Raw genomic sequence first — 16,607 nt, 5'->3', positions numbered from 1 at the left:
GTGCGCAGCTGACGCGATGCCTACAGGGCGCGCTGAAGCCCGCTTCCCCCTGCCGCAAGGCGGGGGCAACAGAACTGTGACGGAATTTTTAAAGCTATGAGCGACCAACAACTCGATCCGCAAGACCTGCAACAGGAAGAAAACACCCTGATCGCCCTGCGCAAGGAAAAACTTGCAGCTCAGCGCGCCAAGGGCAATGCCTTCCCGAATGACTTCCGCCGTGAAAACTACTGCGCTGACTTGCAGAAGCAGTACGCCGAAGCGACCAAGGAAGAGCTGGCAGAAGCCGCGATCCCGGTCAAGGTTGCTGGTCGCATCATGCTTAACCGTGGCTCGTTCATGGTGATTCAGGACATGACCGGCCGCATTCAGGTCTATGTCAACCGCAAGACCCTGCCGGAAGAAACCCTGGCCGAAGTCAAAACCTGGGACCTGGGCGACATCATCGCCGCTGAAGGGACCTTGGCCCGCTCCGGTAAAGGCGACCTGTACGTTGAAATGACCAGCGTGCGCCTGCTGACCAAGTCGCTGCGTCCGCTGCCGGACAAGCACCACGGCCTGACCGACACCGAGCAACGCTATCGTCAGCGTTACGTTGACCTGATCGTTAACGAAGACGTGCGTCATACCTTCCGTGTGCGCTCGCAAGTCATTGCCCACATCCGCAGCTTCCTGATGGCACGCGACTTCCTGGAAGTTGAAACGCCGATGCTGCAAACCATTCCGGGCGGCGCGGCAGCCAAGCCTTTCGAAACCCATCACAATGCACTTGATATGGACATGTACCTGCGCATTGCGCCGGAACTGTTCCTCAAGCGTCTGGTTGTCGGTGGTTTCGAGAAAGTGTTCGAGATCAACCGTAACTTCCGTAACGAAGGCGTTTCGACTCGTCACAACCCAGAATTCACCATGTTGGAGTTCTATCAGGCTTACGCCGATTACGAAGACAATATGGACCTGACCGAAGAGTTGTTCCGCGAACTGGCGCAACTGGTTCTGGGCACAACCGACGTGCCGTACGGCGACAAGGTGTTCCACTTCGGCGAACCGTTCGTGCGTCTTTCAGTGTTCGACTCGATCCTCAAGTACAACCCTGAGCTGACCGCTGACGACCTGAACGACATCGACAAGGCTCGCGCCATTGCCAAGAAAGCCGGCGCCAAGGTGCTGGGCTTTGAAGGTCTGGGCAAGCTGCAGGTGATGATTTTCGAAGAACTGGTCGAGCACAAGCTGGAGCAGCCGCACTTCATTACTCAGTATCCGTTTGAAGTGTCGCCGCTGGCCCGTCGTAACGACGACAACCCGAACGTGACCGATCGCTTTGAGCTGTTCATTGGTGGCCGTGAAATTGCCAACGCGTACTCCGAGTTGAACGACGCAGAAGACCAGGCTGAGCGTTTCATGGCACAGGTTGCGGACAAGGACGCCGGTGACGACGAAGCCATGCACTACGACGCTGATTTTGTACGTGCTCTGGAATACGGTATGCCACCGACCGCCGGTGAAGGCATTGGTATCGACCGTCTGGTCATGTTGCTGACCAATTCCCCCTCGATTCGTGACGTAATCCTGTTTCCGCACATGCGTGCGCAGGCGTAACATTGCCCTATCAAGAAGCCGCCGTTAAAGGCGGCTTTTTATTGCCTGTTTAACGGTAGCTGCAGGATGACTTTCAACCTTAAAAGGAATTTATCGTGAACCTTGTCAGGTCTTCAGAAGGTGCGGTCGATGTCGCGGTGGCCGTGGCCGAAAGTGTTCAATACCAAGGGCGCAAGGCCAGCCGCCAGGGCAGTGAGCAGCGCCGCCAACTGATTCTCGATGCAGCCATGAGAATTGTGGTGCGTGACGGGGTGCGTGGTGTACGGCACCGGGCGGTCGCCGCAGAAGCCGGGGTGCCATTATCGGCAACGACTTACTACTTCAAAGACATTGACGACCTGCTCAACGACACGTTCGCTCAGTACGTGGAGCGCAGCGCAGCCTTCATGGCCAAACTGTGGGAAAGCACAGAAGGCAAACTGCGCGAACTGGTGGCCAAGGGTAATGGCAGTGCGCAATCACGCGCTGCGCTGGCCGATGAAATTGCCTTGATGGTTGCAGAGTACCTCCAGCATCAATTAATCACCCGCCGTGATTATTTATTGGCAGAGCAAGCCTTCCATCAGGCGGCGTTAATCAACCCGAGATTGGCCACGCTGGTGCGTTCGCACCAGCAAATTTTCCTGCAGGGCACCGGCCAGATATTTGAGGTGCTAGGCTCCACGCAACCTCAGCAGGATGCCAAAGTGTTGACGGCGATTATCGGACGGATGGAATATCAGGCGCTACTGGATGGCGCGCAGCTCGAGGCGGATGATGACCGGCTGGCTATTCTCACGCGCTACATGCACTTGGTGTTGGCCGCTCTATAGAAGGAAGCAGGCATGAAAGTTTGGCGCGTAATGCTCATGGCATTGTCGTTTTTAATGTTGAACGGTTGCCTGGTGACCTTTAGTCAGGCGCCGTTGATTGCACAGCCGGCGCCAAAGCAGCTGTTGGGTAAGTGGGTCAGCAAGGATGCCTGGGGCCAGGCGCGTAATCTTGAGATCAGTGCCGTCGACAAAACGCACTATCAGGCGGTTGCGTATCCCAAGGGTGAGCCCAAAGTCCGCGAACGTTATCCGTTTATCGTCGCTCGCCACGGCAGTCGTTGGTATGCCTCGGCAGCGCTGCCGGCAAAACTGGGGGGGCATTACACGTTGAGCGGTTTTGAACTGACCGATAACGGTGAGCTGGTGATTTACGATCTGGACCTTGATCAAATCAAGCAGGCCATCGGTCAGTCGGTGTTGAGTGGCGAGCCGGTCGAAACCGCCGAAGGCGCCGGGACTGTAATCCAAAGCCCCTCAGCCGAAGTGTTTGCCTACCTGGACGACCCGGCCAACTCCGACGTCTTTGTCGAAGCGGCCCGCTATAAGCGCGTGGCCAAGTAAGCCATTTATTGAAGGAGCTGCGGGTGGACGACTACCAGCGCACGATACGCACACTGTCAGACCGTATTGTGCTGGCACAAACCCCTATCCGTGTTCTGGATGCGGTGAAGTGGGATGACAGCATCCGTCAGGGCTTTCTCAAGTCCAAGGGCAAGGAGATGCCGGCCGTCACGCGCGAGTATTACCAAGGGCGGCCACTGTCGTTTGATTCTGCGGCGGTTAAATCCGAATTTCAGAACATCGAACGAGACATCACTCGCCAACTGGGTCAGTTCAACCCGGTCGGGCAGATTATGCGACGTATGTGCAAAGAGTACCGAATGGTGGTGCGCATGCTCGAAGCGCGAGGCACTGAAGACTTCGGGCTGATTTCCCAGGAGTTGTATGGCGCCGCATCCGACGCCTTTCATGCCGGAGACCCGACGCTGGCTGATTTGGGTCTGATGATGTCGGATTACCTGGACAACATTGACGGGCATGGTGCACTCAAGGACGAAGCTAAAACCTTGACCGCCAAAGATGCCGTGAACATGCTGCAAACCCGTTTGAACAAAGTGTTTGGCGAGGCCGAAGAAACCATTCGCGTGTTTGAATCGGATGGCATCGTCGCGGACGCTGCGGCGGGTGCGGACTACATTAAAATTCGCAGTGATGCGATGTTCAACGAGCGTGACGTTCGAGCGCTGGAAGTGCACGAAGGTCTGGTGCACGTGGGCACCACGTTAAACGGGCAAAATCAGCCCATCTGTACCTTTTTGTCCAAGGGGCCGCCGTCGTCCACGGTCACTCAGGAAGGCTTGGCAATCCTCATGGAAGTCATCACCTTTGCCTCGTACCCCAGCCGTCTTCGCAAATTGACCAACCGCACGCGTGCCATTCATATGGTGGAGGAGGGCGCGGATTTTATGCAGGTGTACCAGTTCTTCCGCGAGCAAGGCTTCGAGATGTCGCAAAGCTATGGCAATGCGAGTCGAGTTTTTCGTGGATCGGTGCCAAATGGCCTGCCATTCACCAAAGACTTGTCCTACCTCAAAGGCTTCATCATGGTTTACAACTACATTCAGTTGGCCGTGCGCAAAGGCAAACTGGAGCAAGTGCCGCTGTTGTTTTGCGGCAAGACCACACTGGAAGACATGCGAACCTTGCGCCAGTTGGTCGATGAGGGGCTGGTGGTTGCGCCCAAGTATTTGCCGGATCAGTTCCGCGACATGAACGCGCTTTCGGCCTGGATGTGTTTCTCCAACTTCCTCAACCACCTGAGCCTGGATCGTATCGAGGCCGACTATTCCAACATTCTTTAAGGTTTGCTTGCTTCGTTTCGTAGCAGCTGCCGAAGGCTGCGTCCGATTGCGCAGCGATCGTAAACCCTCAGGTTGCGGTCAACCTGAAGCTGCGCGCCGCTTGATTTCACGACGACTCCGTCGCCGGACGCCGCCTGCGGCAGCTGCTACGGGGTATGCCATCCTCACGCGAGTATTCAATTGATGAAAACCTTGGCTGCACTCTGCCTGCTGTTAGCCCTCAGCGGATGCAGCTCACTGCTGTTTTATCCTGAGCCTGGCCAGCCGATTACGCCTGCTGCGGCCGGTCTGGACTATCGCGAGGTCACGCTGGCTGCCGCTGATGGCACGCGCCTGAGCGGTTGGTGGCTACCGGTCAAAAAAGGCGTGCCCCTTAAAGGCACCGTGCTGCACTTGCATGGCAATGGCGGCAATCTGGCCTATCACCTGGGCGCTACCGCCTGGTTACCCGAGCAAGGCTATCAAGTGTTGATGCTTGATTATCGCGGTTACGGCCTGTCCGAAGGCTCGCCCACGTTGCCAGCGGTGTATCAGGACATCGATGCCGCTTTCAAATGGTTGCAGCAACAGCCTCAAGCTCAAGGTCAGCCGTTGATCGTGCTGGGGCAAAGTTTGGGCGGGGCGATGGGCCTGCATTACTTGAGCCAGCATCCTGAACAGCGCCAGCGTATTAAAGCGATGATCCTCGATGGGGTGCCCGCCAGTTACCGCGAAGTAGGGCAGTTCGCCTTGAGCACGTCGTGGTTGACCTGGCCCCTGCAAGTGCCGTTGTCGTGGTGGGTGCCGGATGCCGACAGCGCGGTGTATGCGATACCGCAAGTCACGGGTGTGCCCATGCTGATCTTCCACAGTCTGGATGACCCGATCGTACCGCTCTCCAATGGTCTGCAACTGTATAAGGCGGCGCCGCCCCCCAAAGTGCTGCAGCTGACACGCGGCGGTCATGTACAGACGTTTGCCGACCCCATCTGGCGTCAGGTGATGCTGCGCTATCTGGATGACCCGCAGCATTTCGATGGTGTACGTCGACTGGGAGAAATCCCCAATTACCCAGCTCCCCTGAATTCCAATAAAGCGATCCAGCCAGAGAGTCCGCAATGAGTGAAGAGCGTAACGCTATTCCCCTGATCATCACCGGTATATGCAGCATCATCGGCACGGTTGGTTGCCTGTGGTATTACGGCTACCTGCACTTCGCCAAGCCCGAAGATGCGTTGTTGCTCAGTGATTACACCATGCTCAAAACCATCCCTGGCGAAGACTACAAAGTGTCGCTGACCCCTGCCAAGGAAGTGGCGCAATGCATTGACGGGGTTATCGTGCTGTTTGATACCGAGCAAAAAGGCCTGACGGGGGTGTTGGTGAACAACAAGAAGCAGGCGGTTCGCTGTGTGGGTCAGGAAACCCCTAAACAGTCTCAATAAAAGCAGGGGAGCGTTAAGCTCCCCCTGTTTTTTATCGTTTTGCTGCCGCTGCCCACAGGACCTCACTGGAGGCCTGCCCAGGAGCCCAGTCTTCGGTATATGAAGTATGGGACTGCAAGCAACGCCAGTTACTGCCTTTGTGGCTGACTAAATCTGCAGTTTGATAAAGCGTATTAAGTTTCCAGGCAGGGTTATCCTCGCCGCCTCCCTGATCTGCCTCTGTTTTGACGCTGATCACATTACTGGGAACCGACCATTGGGCTCGTTGGTCAAGAGCGGCTACGAAATAGCGATATTCGCTTTCCGGCGTCAAGCCTGCATCTTCATAGGACGTTTGAGTCCCACTCACCCGGCTCACTTCTCGTCCATCGCGAAAGACGATGTAGTGCGTAACAGGTGAGGGGCCATTGGACACTCCCCACATCAGGCTCACGCTGTTAGCCGTTTGTTTCATACTGTGCAAGCTTTTCGGCGCAGTAGGTGGCCCATCTTGCCCCCCTTCACCCAACGTAAGAACGTTGATGGCTCGACTTGGAGCAGAAATGTTATTGAGTTCGTCAATAGCACTGATGAAATAGGTATAAGACGTATCCGGGGCAACACTATAGTCAGTCCAGTCAAGCAGTGGAGCATCAATATCAATTGTGGTGACGCCATTGCGCGTTATGCGGTAAGTAGCAATCGGGGTTGTACCCGTTGAGGCACTCCACGTTAATGCGACGTGCTTGTCAGTAACATCGCTGGCGGTGAAGTCGGCAGGCGTAGTCGGGCGCTCCCCCCCACCTTCATCAGCGATGAAGTCGAGGTCCAGTATGTGGTAGAACGCATTTCCAGAGTTTGCCACTTCCCATACAGCCAGCAAAACATGGTAGCCCTCACGCAGTGGCAAAGGCACTTCATGGGTGGTGGGCGACGAAGGCATCATCGCATCCCCATGCTCCCAGTAAGGTTTAAGATTGATCTGGACGGTATAAAAGGGTTCCGGTTCAAATTGATCCCGGGCCAATACCTGTTGAGGGTCCCACTCTGGTTTAGTGATGAAGTAATTCCAACGACGTGTGGTATGGGCCGCCGAAAAATTCCAGGAAATATCCAGCACCTCCCCCCCACGAACTTCATGTTTTTGCCAATGAGTACCGGCTTTATCCAGAAACTCTCCGTTGCCCTGGTTGGCACTGGCAATCTTTCCATCAGGGGGCGGCGCAAAGTTAACAATGTCTGAAGGGGCATAGGCATCCTGTAACTTTTCGACCCTGGCTGGAAAAAATTTACCGGATTCGCGCTGATTTAATTGCCCTGTTTCCAGGTCGCCTGCTTCCCACGCAAAATACGCACGTGATGCGGGCGAAAAAACATGACCGTGGCGCAGCTGTTTGCCTCGGCTAATTACATTTTTGGCTCGAACTTTTGACATGGTAGGCCTCAGGTGTAAAAGAGAGTGAGAGCAACAACGTGGGTTTTACGTGCGCTGCCAAAGTGACGTGGCTTTATCCGGTGTCCAAAACTCGATAGCGGTGTGCTGCATCACACAGCGATACGCCAGCCCGAGATAGGTGACGCTTGAGTTATCCGCATACCAGGTTTCGTGCTTCCACTCACTCTCACTGTCGCCTGAACCTGCCGTGCGTACAGGCACAATGGCACTTAAATCAGAGCTGTTACCCAGACTGTCTCTTGCCAGTATTTGATAGTTGTAAAGCGTGTCGGGTTGTAAGTTTCTATCGGTAAAGGGGGGGGCTTGGTTCTGACCTGCGGGTTTACCGTCACGGTAAATCCAATAATGAACAATCGGATTCGGGCCTGTTGACAGCTTCCAGTCCAACGCAATTTCAGTTTTCGTTATGGCAATCGATAGGACGTCACTCGGCGTTGAGGGTTTTTCCGGGTTCGGAGTTTCACCGCCCGCTATAAATCCGTAGCGTGTTATAAACTCCCAATCATAAGGGACGCCTGATTTAGTCTTCCCAGCGTCCCAATTAATCGACCACGTCATAAGGCCTTTTATTGGCAGTTCGGCGGCTTTAAGACGCTCCAGTGCCTTTATCACATCTTGTGGATTTGAGGCGTATCCATTGGCGGCGCCATCATTGTTGCTCGGCAAACCAATAACAAACTTTTCGTGAGGGATTTTTATATAGCCGCGTGTGCCGGTCACGATACTTTCGGTTAAATAATAGAGGAAGTCCTCTTTTACGGTGTCATCGTTTTGTTTTAAGTTGCCAAGTCCGTCAACCCATACGCCATCAGCGCCCTGATTATAAAATTGCGGCGCAATGAAATCATAATCACCTTCTAACGACGTGATGTAGGGGACGTAACTATTGCCGGTGCGCAAGTAGGGAAACTCAGGCGCCATGCTCACAATAAAGTTTTTGCCCTGTTCACGATATAAAGATTTTACTCGCTTGAGGGCAGCGGGGATAACAGTTTGGTTGTCCTTGGCTATAATCGCCGCTTGCTCAAGATCAATATCAAGGCCATCAAAACCGTAGGTGTCTGTCAGATAAATAATGCGCTCAACCAATGCGTCTTCATCGGCGTTCGACAGTGCAATGTGTGCATCTGCTCCCCCTAAGGAGATGAGCACTGCACGGCCTTGGGCATTCAGTACGCCTATTTGCCGACGGAACTCTTCATCCGTTTCGTTATAGGGTTTAAAGGTGGGGATGGGGTCTGTACTGCCTGCCGCAACTTTCATAAAGGCTACCGCTACGACATTGTAGTGTTCAGGTATATCGAGCAGTGACATGTTCTTGAAGGAGCCTTGCTGATAACCACTTCCGCTCCATTCGCCTTCTGCCCAATTATGCCAAAAGCCCATGATGATTTGTCTGTTGCTCATGTCGGGCATTGTTGAGGCAGATAGTTGGTGGGGTACTGTGTTTTTAGATTTGGCAGGCATGTTGATCCCTCGACATAACAAAGCTCGGTAAGTTATCTGGTGCAATCAACGTGTTTATGAGTGCAATCAGATCGGTGATCCGCGAGCACTATTTATAAGCGTTTTGAAGACAGGGATCACTGTCAGAAATACCAGTTGGTTAGTGTTTTTTCGAATAGCCCGGTAATTTTAAAGACCGCTGAATAGCGCGCCGTGCTTTTTCTTTCGAACAACAAAAAGCCCCGCCTGATTTCTCAGGCGGGGCTTTTTCTCAAGCGCTTACTGCATCGACGAACGCGGCGCTACCGGCTGGTTGTCGTTGGAGATGGTCACTTCAACGCGGCGGTTTTGAGCACGGCCCGAATCAGTGGCGTTGCTCGCTACCGGGTATTCCTTGCCATAGCCCTGGGCCACGATGCGGGTAGGATCTACACCAGCCTTAACCAGAGCCGCACGCACTGCCTCAGCACGACGCTCAGACAAGGTCTGGTTGAAAGCAGCTGAGCCGACGCTGTCGGTGTAACCCTCAACAATCACCTTGCGATCCGGGTTCTGGATCAGGTAGTTGGCCAGCGTGTTGATGTTGTTGCGCGAGTTGGGTTGCAGATTGGACTTGCCGAACTGGAACAGTACGTCGCCAAAGGTCACCAATGTACCGCGTTCAGTTTGCTTGGCATTCATACCGCGAAGCGCTTTGATCTGGGCGTCACGCGCATCCAGCAGGGCCTGTGCACGGTCGGAGCCGGAGTTCTTCAGTTTGTTTTCAGCCGTGCGCAACGCGATGGTTTGCTTGGCGACTTCAACACGCTGGTTGGTCAGGTAAGCCAACTGGTCGACTTTCGAGTCGTCCTCTTTATTCATGTAGGCCTTTTCAGCCTTGTCCAGCCACTCGCTGGCGTCTTTGGTTTCCAGAGCGGCAACCTTGGTGGCTTCAGGGTTGGTTTGCAGGGCCGAGAAGTTGGTCTTGGCATTTTCCAGGTTGACGTTTGGCTGGTGCGAGCACGCGGCCAGACCTACGCTCAGGGCCAACAGGGCAGGAATCATGACTTTATTGCGCATAATGTTTAGTCCTTTCTATCAATTAGGAATGCTGGGTCGTCAGGTGCAGTCAAAAAGGGCGGCGATTACTTATTAAGGCCGCGCATGCCTTCTTGACGCAGTTGCTGAACGGCTGTCTGAGCATCCTGTGCAGCTTTCTCGGCTTTTGCAGCCTGCGCTTTGCGTTCTGCTACACGAGCATCCCACTCCGCCTGTTCGGACAGGCGACGGGCGTCTTCGTAGTTTTTGTCATGCATGGCAAGCTCTGCTTCTTTGAGCTTGTCTTGGGCCGCTTTCATTTCTACCGGGGCGTATTCCGTAGCCCCGGCACTCACGGCGTTATTCACAGCGGACTGAGTGACGGCGTATTGCTCTGTCGGTGGGTTACCCGCGCAACCGGCCAGAACGAAGCTGGTACCGATTGCCAGGGCAGCCAGTTTCAGACCGCGCAGGCGAGGTGAGGTGGTTTTGACAGTGCGGGTCATCATGGTCTTCAACTCCATTGGGAAGCTCCTTAAAAAAACTGATTCCATCACCCCGAAGCGCCAGCCAGAGGGTTGGAACACACGTTCCAGCAGTGATGGTTAATGGGTGTGACCCGAGCGGTTTTTGAATAGTTCAAAATAAAAGGTGGCAATTGGCCTAAAAAATTCCTGACTGATTGGTCAGGCATTTAATCCCCCATTTCCCGCTTCAGCGCCTTGTCAAAAGCAGCCTTTGCAACGACTCTTGAGGCACGAACATCCCCGCTCACTGCCGGAGAATTTGCTGATGACCGATATTGATGCACGCTTGCGCGATGATGTTCACCTTCTGGGTGAGCTGTTGGGCCATACGATTCGTGACCAATACGGCGACGCATTTCTCGCCAAGATCGAGCGGATTCGCCAAGGTGCCAAGGCCGACCGGCGCGGCACTACCGGTGAGGAATTGAGTGAGATTCTGGGCGCCCTGAGCGATGATGAAGTGCTGCCTGTAGCGCGGGCGTTCAACCAGTTTTTGAACCTGGCCAATATCGCCGAGCAATACGAACTCATCCATCGGCGTGAAGAGGGTCAAGCCCAGCCCTTTGAGGCTCTGGTGCTGCCTCAGTTGCTCGATCGTCTGCTGGCAGAAGGGCATGAACCCGAGGCGCTGGCGCGGCAAGTCAGTGGTCTTGAAATTGAACTGGTACTGACGGCGCATCCCACTGAAGTGACCCGGCGTACGTTGATCCAAAAGTACGACGCGATTGCCGAACAGTTGGCCGCTCAAGATCACCGTGATCTGACCCTTGCCGAAAAATCCGAGATTGAACAACGCTTGCAACGGCTGATTGCCGAGGCTTGGCACACCGAGGAAATTCGTCGTACCCGGCCAACGCCGATCGATGAAGCCAAGTGGGGCTTTGCGGTGATCGAACATTCACTTTGGCACGCCGTACCGCACATGTTGCGCAAGGCAGACAAAGCGCTGCATGCGGCCACCGGCTTGCATTTGCCGCTGGAGGCCGCACCGATCCGCTTTGCTTCCTGGATGGGCGGCGACCGCGATGGCAATCCGAATGTGACCGCCACCGTAACCCGCGAAGTGCTGTTACTGGCTCGCTGGATGGCCGCTGATTTATACCTGCGCGACATCAACAAACTGGCGGCCGACCTGTCGATGCAACAGGCTACGCCGCAATTGCTGGCGCAGGCGGGGGAGAGTGCCGAGCCGTATCGTGCGGTCTTGAAACAACTGCGTGAACGCTTGCGGGCCACCCGCAACTGGGCGCATAGCGCGTTGGGCACGTCGCAAGACGCTGGGCCAGAGGTGCTTCAAGACAATCGCGACCTGTTGGCGCCGTTGCAGCTGTGCTATCAATCGCTGCACGCCTGTGGCATGGGCGTGATTGCAGACGGCCCGTTACTCGATTGTTTGCGCCGGGCCGTGACCTTCGGCCTGTTTCTGGTGCGCCTTGATGTGCGTCAGGATGCAGCACGACACGCCTCGGCCATGACAGAAATCACCGATTATCTCGGGCTGGGACGCTATGAAGACTGGGACGAGGATGCCCGTCTTATTTTCCTGTTACGCGAGCTGAGCAACCGCCGCCCGCTGTTGCCCGGTTACTTCAAGCCCAGTGCAGATACCGCAGAGGTGCTGGCCACCTGCCGCGAAGTGGCGGCTGCCCCGGCCGCTTCTTTAGGCTCCTATGTCATATCGATGGCGGGCTCGGCCTCGGATGTACTGGCGGTGCAATTACTGCTTAAAGAGGCCGGCCTTGAACGCCCGATGCGCGTTGTTCCCCTCTTCGAAACCCTGGCCGATTTGGACAATGCCGGGCCCGTGATTGAGCGATTGTTGCTGTTGCCGGGTTATCGGGCGCACCTGCAAGGGCCGCAAGAAGTGATGATCGGTTACTCCGACTCGGCCAAGGATGCAGGCACCACGGCCGCCGCCTGGGCGCAATACCGTGCGCAGGAAGCGCTGGTCAATATCTGTCACGAACAAGGGGTTGAATTGCTGCTGTTCCATGGCCGTGGGGGCACAGTGGGCCGTGGCGGTGGCCCGGCGCACGCAGCTATCCTGTCGCAGCCGCCGGGCTCGGTGGCGGGGCGCTTCCGTACCACTGAACAAGGGGAAATGATCCGTTTTAAGTTCGGCCTGCCGGACATTGCCGAGCAAAACCTCAACCTGTATCTGGCGGCAGTGCTCGAAGCCACCTTGCTCCCGCCACCTCTGCCAGAGCCCGCTTGGCGGACGTTGATGGACGAGTTGGCGGCCGACGGGGTCAAGGCTTACCGTGGGGTCGTGCGCGACAATCCGCAGTTCGTCGAGTACTTCCGACAGTCCACTCCGGAGCAGGAATTGGGCCGCTTGCCGCTGGGCAGCCGCCCCGCCAAACGTCGCGCTGGTGGCATTGAAAGCCTGCGAGCCATCCCGTGGATTTTTGGCTGGACCCAGACTCGCCTGATGTTGCCTGCTTGGCTCGGCTGGGAAACAGCGCTGAATCAGGCCCTTGCGCGCGGTGAAGGTGAGCAGTTGGCGCGCATGCGTGAGCAGTGGCCGTTCTTTCGCACGCGTATCGACATGTTGGAAATGGTGTTGGCAAAAGCGGACGCTGACATCGCGCGGCTCTATGACGAGCGTCTGGTGTCTGCCGAGTTGCTGCCATTGGGTGTGCAGCTACGCGACTTATTGTCGCAGGCGTGCTCCGTGGTCTTGGGTTTGACCGGCCAGTCTCAGTTAATGGCGCATAGCCCCGAGACACTGGAATTCATCCGTTTGCGCAATACCTACCTTGACCCTCTTCATCTGTTGCAGGCCGAACTTCTGGCCCGCTCTCGACGCCAGGAAGCTACTCAGGACAGCCCTCTGGAACAAGCGTTGCTGGTCACTGTGGCCGGGATCGCAGCGGGCTTGCGCAATACCGGTTAAGCCCTGTCGACGCGTCTGCGCGCAGAGCCAAGGGCTGTTTTGAGGCCGATCTCGGCGCGCAGACGATTCTTTTCAGTGGGGTTGCACCCTGTGACACCAGGCCGCAAGGGTGCATTTCCTAGTACTTTTTCCTACTTTGGCCCGCTTGTGTGGGCCGGGACGGCTGTGTATCTTGGTCAGCCCTTGGCCGTTTTGACGACCATAATCCGATTTTGAGATTGGCCCAAAGAGGCGAGTCTGCTGTCACTTAAATAAAAAATTGAGGAGCACATCGATGCGCGTAATTCTGCTGGGAGCTCCCGGGGCCGGTAAAGGTACTCAGGCAAAGTTCATCACTGAAAAATTTGGCATCCCGCAAATCTCCACCGGCGACATGTTACGTGCAGCCGTTAAAGCCGGAACCGAACTGGGTCTGATCGCTAAAAGCGTAATGGACAGCGGTGCTCTGGTTTCCGATGACCTGATCATCAATCTGGTCAAGGAACGTATTGCTCAGGACGACTGCAAAAACGGTTTCCTGTTCGACGGTTTCCCACGCACCATTCCGCAAGCTGAGGCGCTGGTCAAAGCGGGCGTTGAACTGGATCACGTGGTAGAAATCGCAGTCGAAGACGAAGAAATCGTTCAGCGTATTGCTGGTCGTCGCGTTCACGAAGCGTCGGGCCGTGTTTATCACACGATCTACAACCCGCCTAAAACAGAAGGCAAGGACGACGTGACGGGTGAAGCGCTGGTACAGCGTAAAGACGACACCGAAGAAACCGTTCGCCATCGTCTGTCTGTTTACCATTCGCAAACCAAGCCGCTGGTAGATTTCTATCAAAAGCTTTCGGCTGCCCAAGGCAAGCCAAAGTACAGCCACATCGAAGGTGTTGGTTCAGTAGAGGCGATCACGGCCAAGGTGCTTGAAGCCCTGAGCTGATAAGTCGGTTTTGCTTTGTGACAACAGCCCGCTTGCGGGCTGTTGTTGTTTATACTGCAGCACTTTTTCCACTTTTGATTTTGACGGGAACACCGATGAGCACCTTGCTGGCCCTGGATACCGCGACTGAAGCTTGCTCTGTTGCCTTGCTGCACGATGGCAAGGTCACGAGCCACTACGAGGTGATCCCGCGCCTGCACGCGCAAAAGCTGTTGCCGATGATCAAAGACCTGCTGGCCGAGGCGGGTATCGAGTTGTCAGCGGTGGATGCGATTGCCTTTGGACGTGGGCCGGGCGCCTTCACTGGTGTACGGATCGCCATTGGCGTGGTGCAGGGCCTGGCCTTTGCACTGGAGCGTCCGGTGTTACCGATCTCCAACCTGGCGGTACTGGCCCAGCGGGCTTTTCGTGAGCATGGCGCGACTCAGGTGGCGTCGGCGATTGATGCGCGCATGGACGAAGTGTACTGGGGCTGCTATCGCGAGCAGGCAGGCGAAATGTGCCTGGCCGGTGTCGAAGCGGTTTTGCCGCCCGAGGTGGCCGCTTTGCCTGATGGCGCCAGTGGTGAATGGTTTGGCGCGGGCACCGGCTGGGGTTATGCCGAGCGCTTGAGCCTCAAGCCTTATGCGATGGACGCAGGCATGTTGCCTCACGCCGAAGACCTGCTGGCCCTGGCGCGCTTTGCTTGGGCGCGTGGTGAAGCCATTACCGCAGATGACGCGCAGCCCGTGTATCTGCGCGACAAGGTAGCGACCCCCAAAGCCCGGCCGTAAACCGTACTTCCGGCGCGAGCCCGTTGCGGTGTCGTAGCGGCGTATTTGCTAACTTCGGCCAACGCCGCTAAATTGCCGTTATCGCTCCCGAGCATGCAGTCATGCGCATAGACGGCTTTTCCTCACAGTCTTACCCCATCAAGCGCAAGCCGCGTAAAGGCCAAACGCTGATTGATGAGTCGGTGGACGACCAAGACACGGCGTTTGAAAGTGCCCCCCAAGCCACTCGAGCGTCACCTTCGGGTGATCGTGCCAGTCCGCTTGCGGTGCGCTCACAAGACATGATTTTTCAGCGCGGCATGAGTAAAAATGCGGCCAGTGCATTGGCCAGCTACCTGACGACGGCAGGTTTTGTCGATTGGGAAATAGAAGTGCTGGGGTTGGACCTGTACATTTGAGCGCATGAATGATGCCCCTCTGCCTTATTACCTCGGTTGCCCGTCTTGGAGTGAAAACGCCTGGCGCGAAGGCCTGTACCCACACAATGCCCGCCCAGCCGATTTTTTAAGTCTGTACGCGCAAGTCTTCAATGCGGTGGAAGGCAACACAACCTTCTATGCCCGTCCTGCACCTGCCACGGTGACGCGTTGGGTGCAAAGCTTGCCGGAGCACTTCCGGTTTACCGCCAAGTTTCCCCGGGATATCAGTCATGGGGGGGACTTACGCCAGCACCTTCATGCTGCGCAAGACTTTGTGCACTTGTTACAGCCCTTGGGAGGGCGTGTAGCGCCATTTTGGCTACAACTCCCGGCCAGTTTCGGGCCACAGCGTTTGGCCGAGTTGGTGAGCTTTATAGACGCTCTTGAGCGGCCATTGGCCATAGAAGTGCGTCACCCGGAGTTCTTTGCCAGGGGCGATGCCGAAAAGCGGCTTAACCGATTGCTTTTGGAGCGTGGGGTCGAGCGCATTTGCCTTGATCCACGGGCGCTGTTCAGTTGCACCTCAACCGACCCCGCCGTGCTTCACGCTCAAGCGAAAAAACCCAGAGTGCCGCCACGTCCGGCAGCGTTCACGAATTTTCCGCAAGTGCGCTTTATTGGTCGGCCAGAGCTGGAGGCCAACGATCCGTATTTAATCCCATGGGTTGAAAAAGTAGCGGGCTGGATTGAAGAAGGGCGTACCCCCTACGTGTTTCTGCACACCCCAGATAATCATCGGGCACCTGAGTTGGCGCGACGATTCCATCAGCAGTTGAGCGATCGATTACCCGGGTTGCCTGCGCTACCCCAGTTGTCCGACCCGCACGCGAGCGAGCAGTTGGGGCTGCTTTAGGCCGCCAAACGCAGGTTGTTGATGATCAATGGCCGTGCCCAGCCCATATCGAAGTCCATCGCCCGTTGCTGTTCAATCAGCGTCAGGGGGTCGTATGGCTCGGCGGGCTTGTCGAGCAAATCCAGTTCGAATTCGGCAATGGGCAGGTGTAACGGTCGCGGCTCAGGAGCCGGGCCGGGATCAGGCAGAGGATGGCCCAAAGCCATAACGGTGGGGCGTACCCAGGTCGTGGTGAAATCCTGCTGACGTTGTTGCTCGATGATTTCTTCGGGTGGCCAGGGCGTGGCGGGCGGCGGTAACAAGTCCAGCTCAAACTCGGCGATGGGTAAAAACAAGGCTTCGGGCGGTTGTAGCTCGGTGTCCTCGACCTCGCACTGACGTTGGGTCACGATAGTGCCCAATACCTCGCTGCCGCCTTGAGGCTCAACATTGTCATCTACGGCCAGTGGCTCGCTGCCCGTTGTGGGTGCGTCTTGGGTTGTACCCTGTTCGGCCAACGCCTGGGCGTAGAAGTCCCTCCACAGGTGATTGACGCTGCCTGTGATCTGCGAATTGTGCCGGCCAAAGTCGCCAATCGGGGCGATAAAGCCAATAGATGTGGAATGAATGTCTGACATAGCTC

Annotated in this window: 16 protein-coding genes; 11 read left to right on the top strand and 5 right to left on the bottom strand. The window is 56.0% G+C overall.

Features of this window, described 5'->3' with window-relative positions:
* The first annotated feature begins 96 nt into the window (after positions 1 to 96).
* The 6 genes from lysS to EQV93_RS13930 all read left to right on the top strand — a co-directional run bounded on the left by lysS (position 97) and on the right by EQV93_RS13930 (position 5,697).
* Entirely contained in the window at positions 97 to 1,599 is a 1,503-nt protein-coding gene (lysS, locus tag EQV93_RS13955) for a lysine--tRNA ligase (RefSeq protein WP_122782458.1), read from the top strand.
* 95 nt (positions 1,600 to 1,694) lie between these two features.
* Positions 1,695 to 2,411 carry a TetR/AcrR family transcriptional regulator gene (locus tag EQV93_RS13950; protein WP_146385317.1) on the top strand — a complete coding sequence of 239 codons (717 nt, stop codon included), beginning with the start codon at positions 1,695 to 1,697 and terminating at the stop codon, positions 2,409 to 2,411.
* A 12-nt stretch (positions 2,412 to 2,423) separates the two neighbouring features.
* Positions 2,424 to 2,972 carry a hypothetical protein gene (locus tag EQV93_RS13945; protein WP_122782456.1) on the top strand — a complete coding sequence of 183 codons (549 nt, stop codon included), beginning with the start codon at positions 2,424 to 2,426 and terminating at the stop codon, positions 2,970 to 2,972.
* 23 nt (positions 2,973 to 2,995) lie between these two features.
* On the top strand, positions 2,996 to 4,273 hold the full coding sequence (locus EQV93_RS13940) for a flavohemoglobin expression-modulating QEGLA motif protein (protein ID WP_122782455.1): 1,278 nt from the start codon (positions 2,996 to 2,998) through the stop codon (positions 4,271 to 4,273).
* A 183-nt stretch (positions 4,274 to 4,456) separates the two neighbouring features.
* Positions 4,457 to 5,374 (top strand): alpha/beta hydrolase, encoded by a 918-nt coding sequence (locus EQV93_RS13935; RefSeq protein WP_240891761.1) that lies wholly within the window; start codon positions 4,457 to 4,459, stop codon positions 5,372 to 5,374.
* Positions 5,371 to 5,697 (top strand): hypothetical protein, encoded by a 327-nt coding sequence (locus EQV93_RS13930; protein ID WP_122782453.1) that lies wholly within the window; start codon positions 5,371 to 5,373, stop codon positions 5,695 to 5,697. The genes EQV93_RS13935 and EQV93_RS13930 overlap by 4 nt, the downstream gene beginning before the upstream one ends.
* Before the next feature lie 31 nt (positions 5,698 to 5,728).
* Here the strand turns inward: EQV93_RS13930 and EQV93_RS13925 are convergent, their stop codons facing one another.
* From EQV93_RS13925 to EQV93_RS13910, 4 genes are all read right to left on the bottom strand, one after another.
* The gene (locus EQV93_RS13925; protein ID WP_240891760.1) at positions 5,729 to 7,111 is read right to left on the bottom strand and encodes a lytic polysaccharide monooxygenase; all 1,383 of its coding nucleotides are present in this window, start codon (positions 7,109 to 7,111) and stop codon (positions 5,729 to 5,731) included.
* A gap of 45 nt (positions 7,112 to 7,156) precedes the next feature.
* Positions 7,157 to 8,599 (bottom strand): glycosyl hydrolase family 18 protein, encoded by a 1,443-nt coding sequence (locus EQV93_RS13920; RefSeq protein WP_240891759.1) that lies wholly within the window; start codon positions 8,597 to 8,599, stop codon positions 7,157 to 7,159.
* A 258-nt stretch (positions 8,600 to 8,857) separates the two neighbouring features.
* Positions 8,858 to 9,637 carry an OmpA family protein gene (locus EQV93_RS13915; protein ID WP_122782451.1) on the bottom strand — a complete coding sequence of 260 codons (780 nt, stop codon included), beginning with the start codon at positions 9,635 to 9,637 and terminating at the stop codon, positions 8,858 to 8,860.
* A gap of 65 nt (positions 9,638 to 9,702) precedes the next feature.
* Complete coding sequence (locus EQV93_RS13910; protein WP_199750899.1) at positions 9,703 to 10,104, bottom strand: DUF4398 domain-containing protein; 402 nt, start codon at positions 10,102 to 10,104, stop codon at positions 9,703 to 9,705.
* 283 nt (positions 10,105 to 10,387) lie between these two features.
* Here EQV93_RS13910 and ppc point away from each other — a divergent pair, with 283 nt between their 5' ends.
* From ppc to EQV93_RS13885, 5 genes are all read left to right on the top strand, one after another.
* Positions 10,388 to 13,018: a phosphoenolpyruvate carboxylase gene (gene ppc, locus EQV93_RS13905; RefSeq protein WP_122782449.1), complete on the top strand. Its 2,631-nt coding sequence runs from the start codon at positions 10,388 to 10,390 to the stop codon at positions 13,016 to 13,018.
* Positions 13,019 to 13,292: 274 nt separating this feature from the next.
* Positions 13,293 to 13,940 carry an adenylate kinase gene (gene adk, locus EQV93_RS13900; RefSeq protein ID WP_122782448.1) on the top strand — a complete coding sequence of 216 codons (648 nt, stop codon included), beginning with the start codon at positions 13,293 to 13,295 and terminating at the stop codon, positions 13,938 to 13,940.
* 95 nt (positions 13,941 to 14,035) lie between these two features.
* Positions 14,036 to 14,713: a tRNA (adenosine(37)-N6)-threonylcarbamoyltransferase complex dimerization subunit type 1 TsaB gene (gene tsaB, locus EQV93_RS13895; protein WP_122782447.1), complete on the top strand. Its 678-nt coding sequence runs from the start codon at positions 14,036 to 14,038 to the stop codon at positions 14,711 to 14,713.
* A 101-nt stretch (positions 14,714 to 14,814) separates the two neighbouring features.
* On the top strand, positions 14,815 to 15,111 hold the full coding sequence (locus EQV93_RS13890) for a hypothetical protein (protein WP_146385307.1): 297 nt from the start codon (positions 14,815 to 14,817) through the stop codon (positions 15,109 to 15,111).
* 4 nt (positions 15,112 to 15,115) lie between these two features.
* Positions 15,116 to 15,985, top strand: a complete 870-nt coding sequence (locus EQV93_RS13885) for a DUF72 domain-containing protein (RefSeq protein ID WP_240891758.1) — start codon at positions 15,116 to 15,118, stop codon at positions 15,983 to 15,985.
* Here EQV93_RS13885 and EQV93_RS13880 read toward each other — a convergent pair.
* Positions 15,982 to 16,602, bottom strand: coding sequence for an energy transducer TonB (locus EQV93_RS13880; protein WP_240891757.1), 621 nt, complete (start codon positions 16,600 to 16,602; stop codon positions 15,982 to 15,984). The genes EQV93_RS13885 and EQV93_RS13880 overlap by 4 nt on opposite strands.
* Between the last annotated feature and the right edge of the window lie 5 nt (positions 16,603 to 16,607).

Origin of the sequence: Pseudomonas sp. TMW22091, from assembly GCF_022496705.1 — a bacterium.
In the GTDB taxonomy this organism is placed as follows: Bacteria; Pseudomonadota; Gammaproteobacteria; order Pseudomonadales; family Pseudomonadaceae; genus Aquipseudomonas; species Aquipseudomonas saxonica.
Note: the sequence above shows the minus strand (reverse complement) of the source record. Positions and strands in the feature narration are given on the sequence as shown.

What these genes read in the sequence shown, in the direction of transcription:
- lysS (WP_122782458.1), top strand. Translation starts at nt 97, where the DNA reads ATGAGCGACCAACAACTCGATCCGCAAGACCTGCAACAGGAAGAAAAC.
- EQV93_RS13945 (WP_122782456.1), top strand. Translation starts at nt 2,424, where the DNA reads ATGAAAGTTTGGCGCGTAATGCTCATGGCATTGTCGTTTTTAATGTTG.
- EQV93_RS13935 (WP_240891761.1), top strand. Translation starts at nt 4,457, where the DNA reads ATGAAAACCTTGGCTGCACTCTGCCTGCTGTTAGCCCTCAGCGGATGC.
- EQV93_RS13930 (WP_122782453.1), top strand. Translation starts at nt 5,371, where the DNA reads ATGAGTGAAGAGCGTAACGCTATTCCCCTGATCATCACCGGTATATGC.
- EQV93_RS13925 (WP_240891760.1), bottom strand. Translation starts at nt 7,111, where the DNA reads ATGTCAAAAGTTCGAGCCAAAAATGTAATTAGCCGAGGCAAACAGCTG.
- EQV93_RS13920 (WP_240891759.1), bottom strand. Translation starts at nt 8,599, where the DNA reads ATGCCTGCCAAATCTAAAAACACAGTACCCCACCAACTATCTGCCTCA.
- EQV93_RS13915 (WP_122782451.1), bottom strand. Translation starts at nt 9,637, where the DNA reads ATGCGCAATAAAGTCATGATTCCTGCCCTGTTGGCCCTGAGCGTAGGT.
- EQV93_RS13910 (WP_199750899.1), bottom strand. Translation starts at nt 10,104, where the DNA reads ATGATGACCCGCACTGTCAAAACCACCTCACCTCGCCTGCGCGGTCTG.
- ppc (WP_122782449.1), top strand. Translation starts at nt 10,388, where the DNA reads ATGACCGATATTGATGCACGCTTGCGCGATGATGTTCACCTTCTGGGT.
- adk (WP_122782448.1), top strand. Translation starts at nt 13,293, where the DNA reads ATGCGCGTAATTCTGCTGGGAGCTCCCGGGGCCGGTAAAGGTACTCAG.
- tsaB (WP_122782447.1), top strand. Translation starts at nt 14,036, where the DNA reads ATGAGCACCTTGCTGGCCCTGGATACCGCGACTGAAGCTTGCTCTGTT.
- EQV93_RS13890 (WP_146385307.1), top strand. Translation starts at nt 14,815, where the DNA reads ATGCGCATAGACGGCTTTTCCTCACAGTCTTACCCCATCAAGCGCAAG.
- EQV93_RS13885 (WP_240891758.1), top strand. Translation starts at nt 15,116, where the DNA reads ATGAATGATGCCCCTCTGCCTTATTACCTCGGTTGCCCGTCTTGGAGT.
- EQV93_RS13880 (WP_240891757.1), bottom strand. Translation starts at nt 16,602, where the DNA reads ATGTCAGACATTCATTCCACATCTATTGGCTTTATCGCCCCGATTGGC.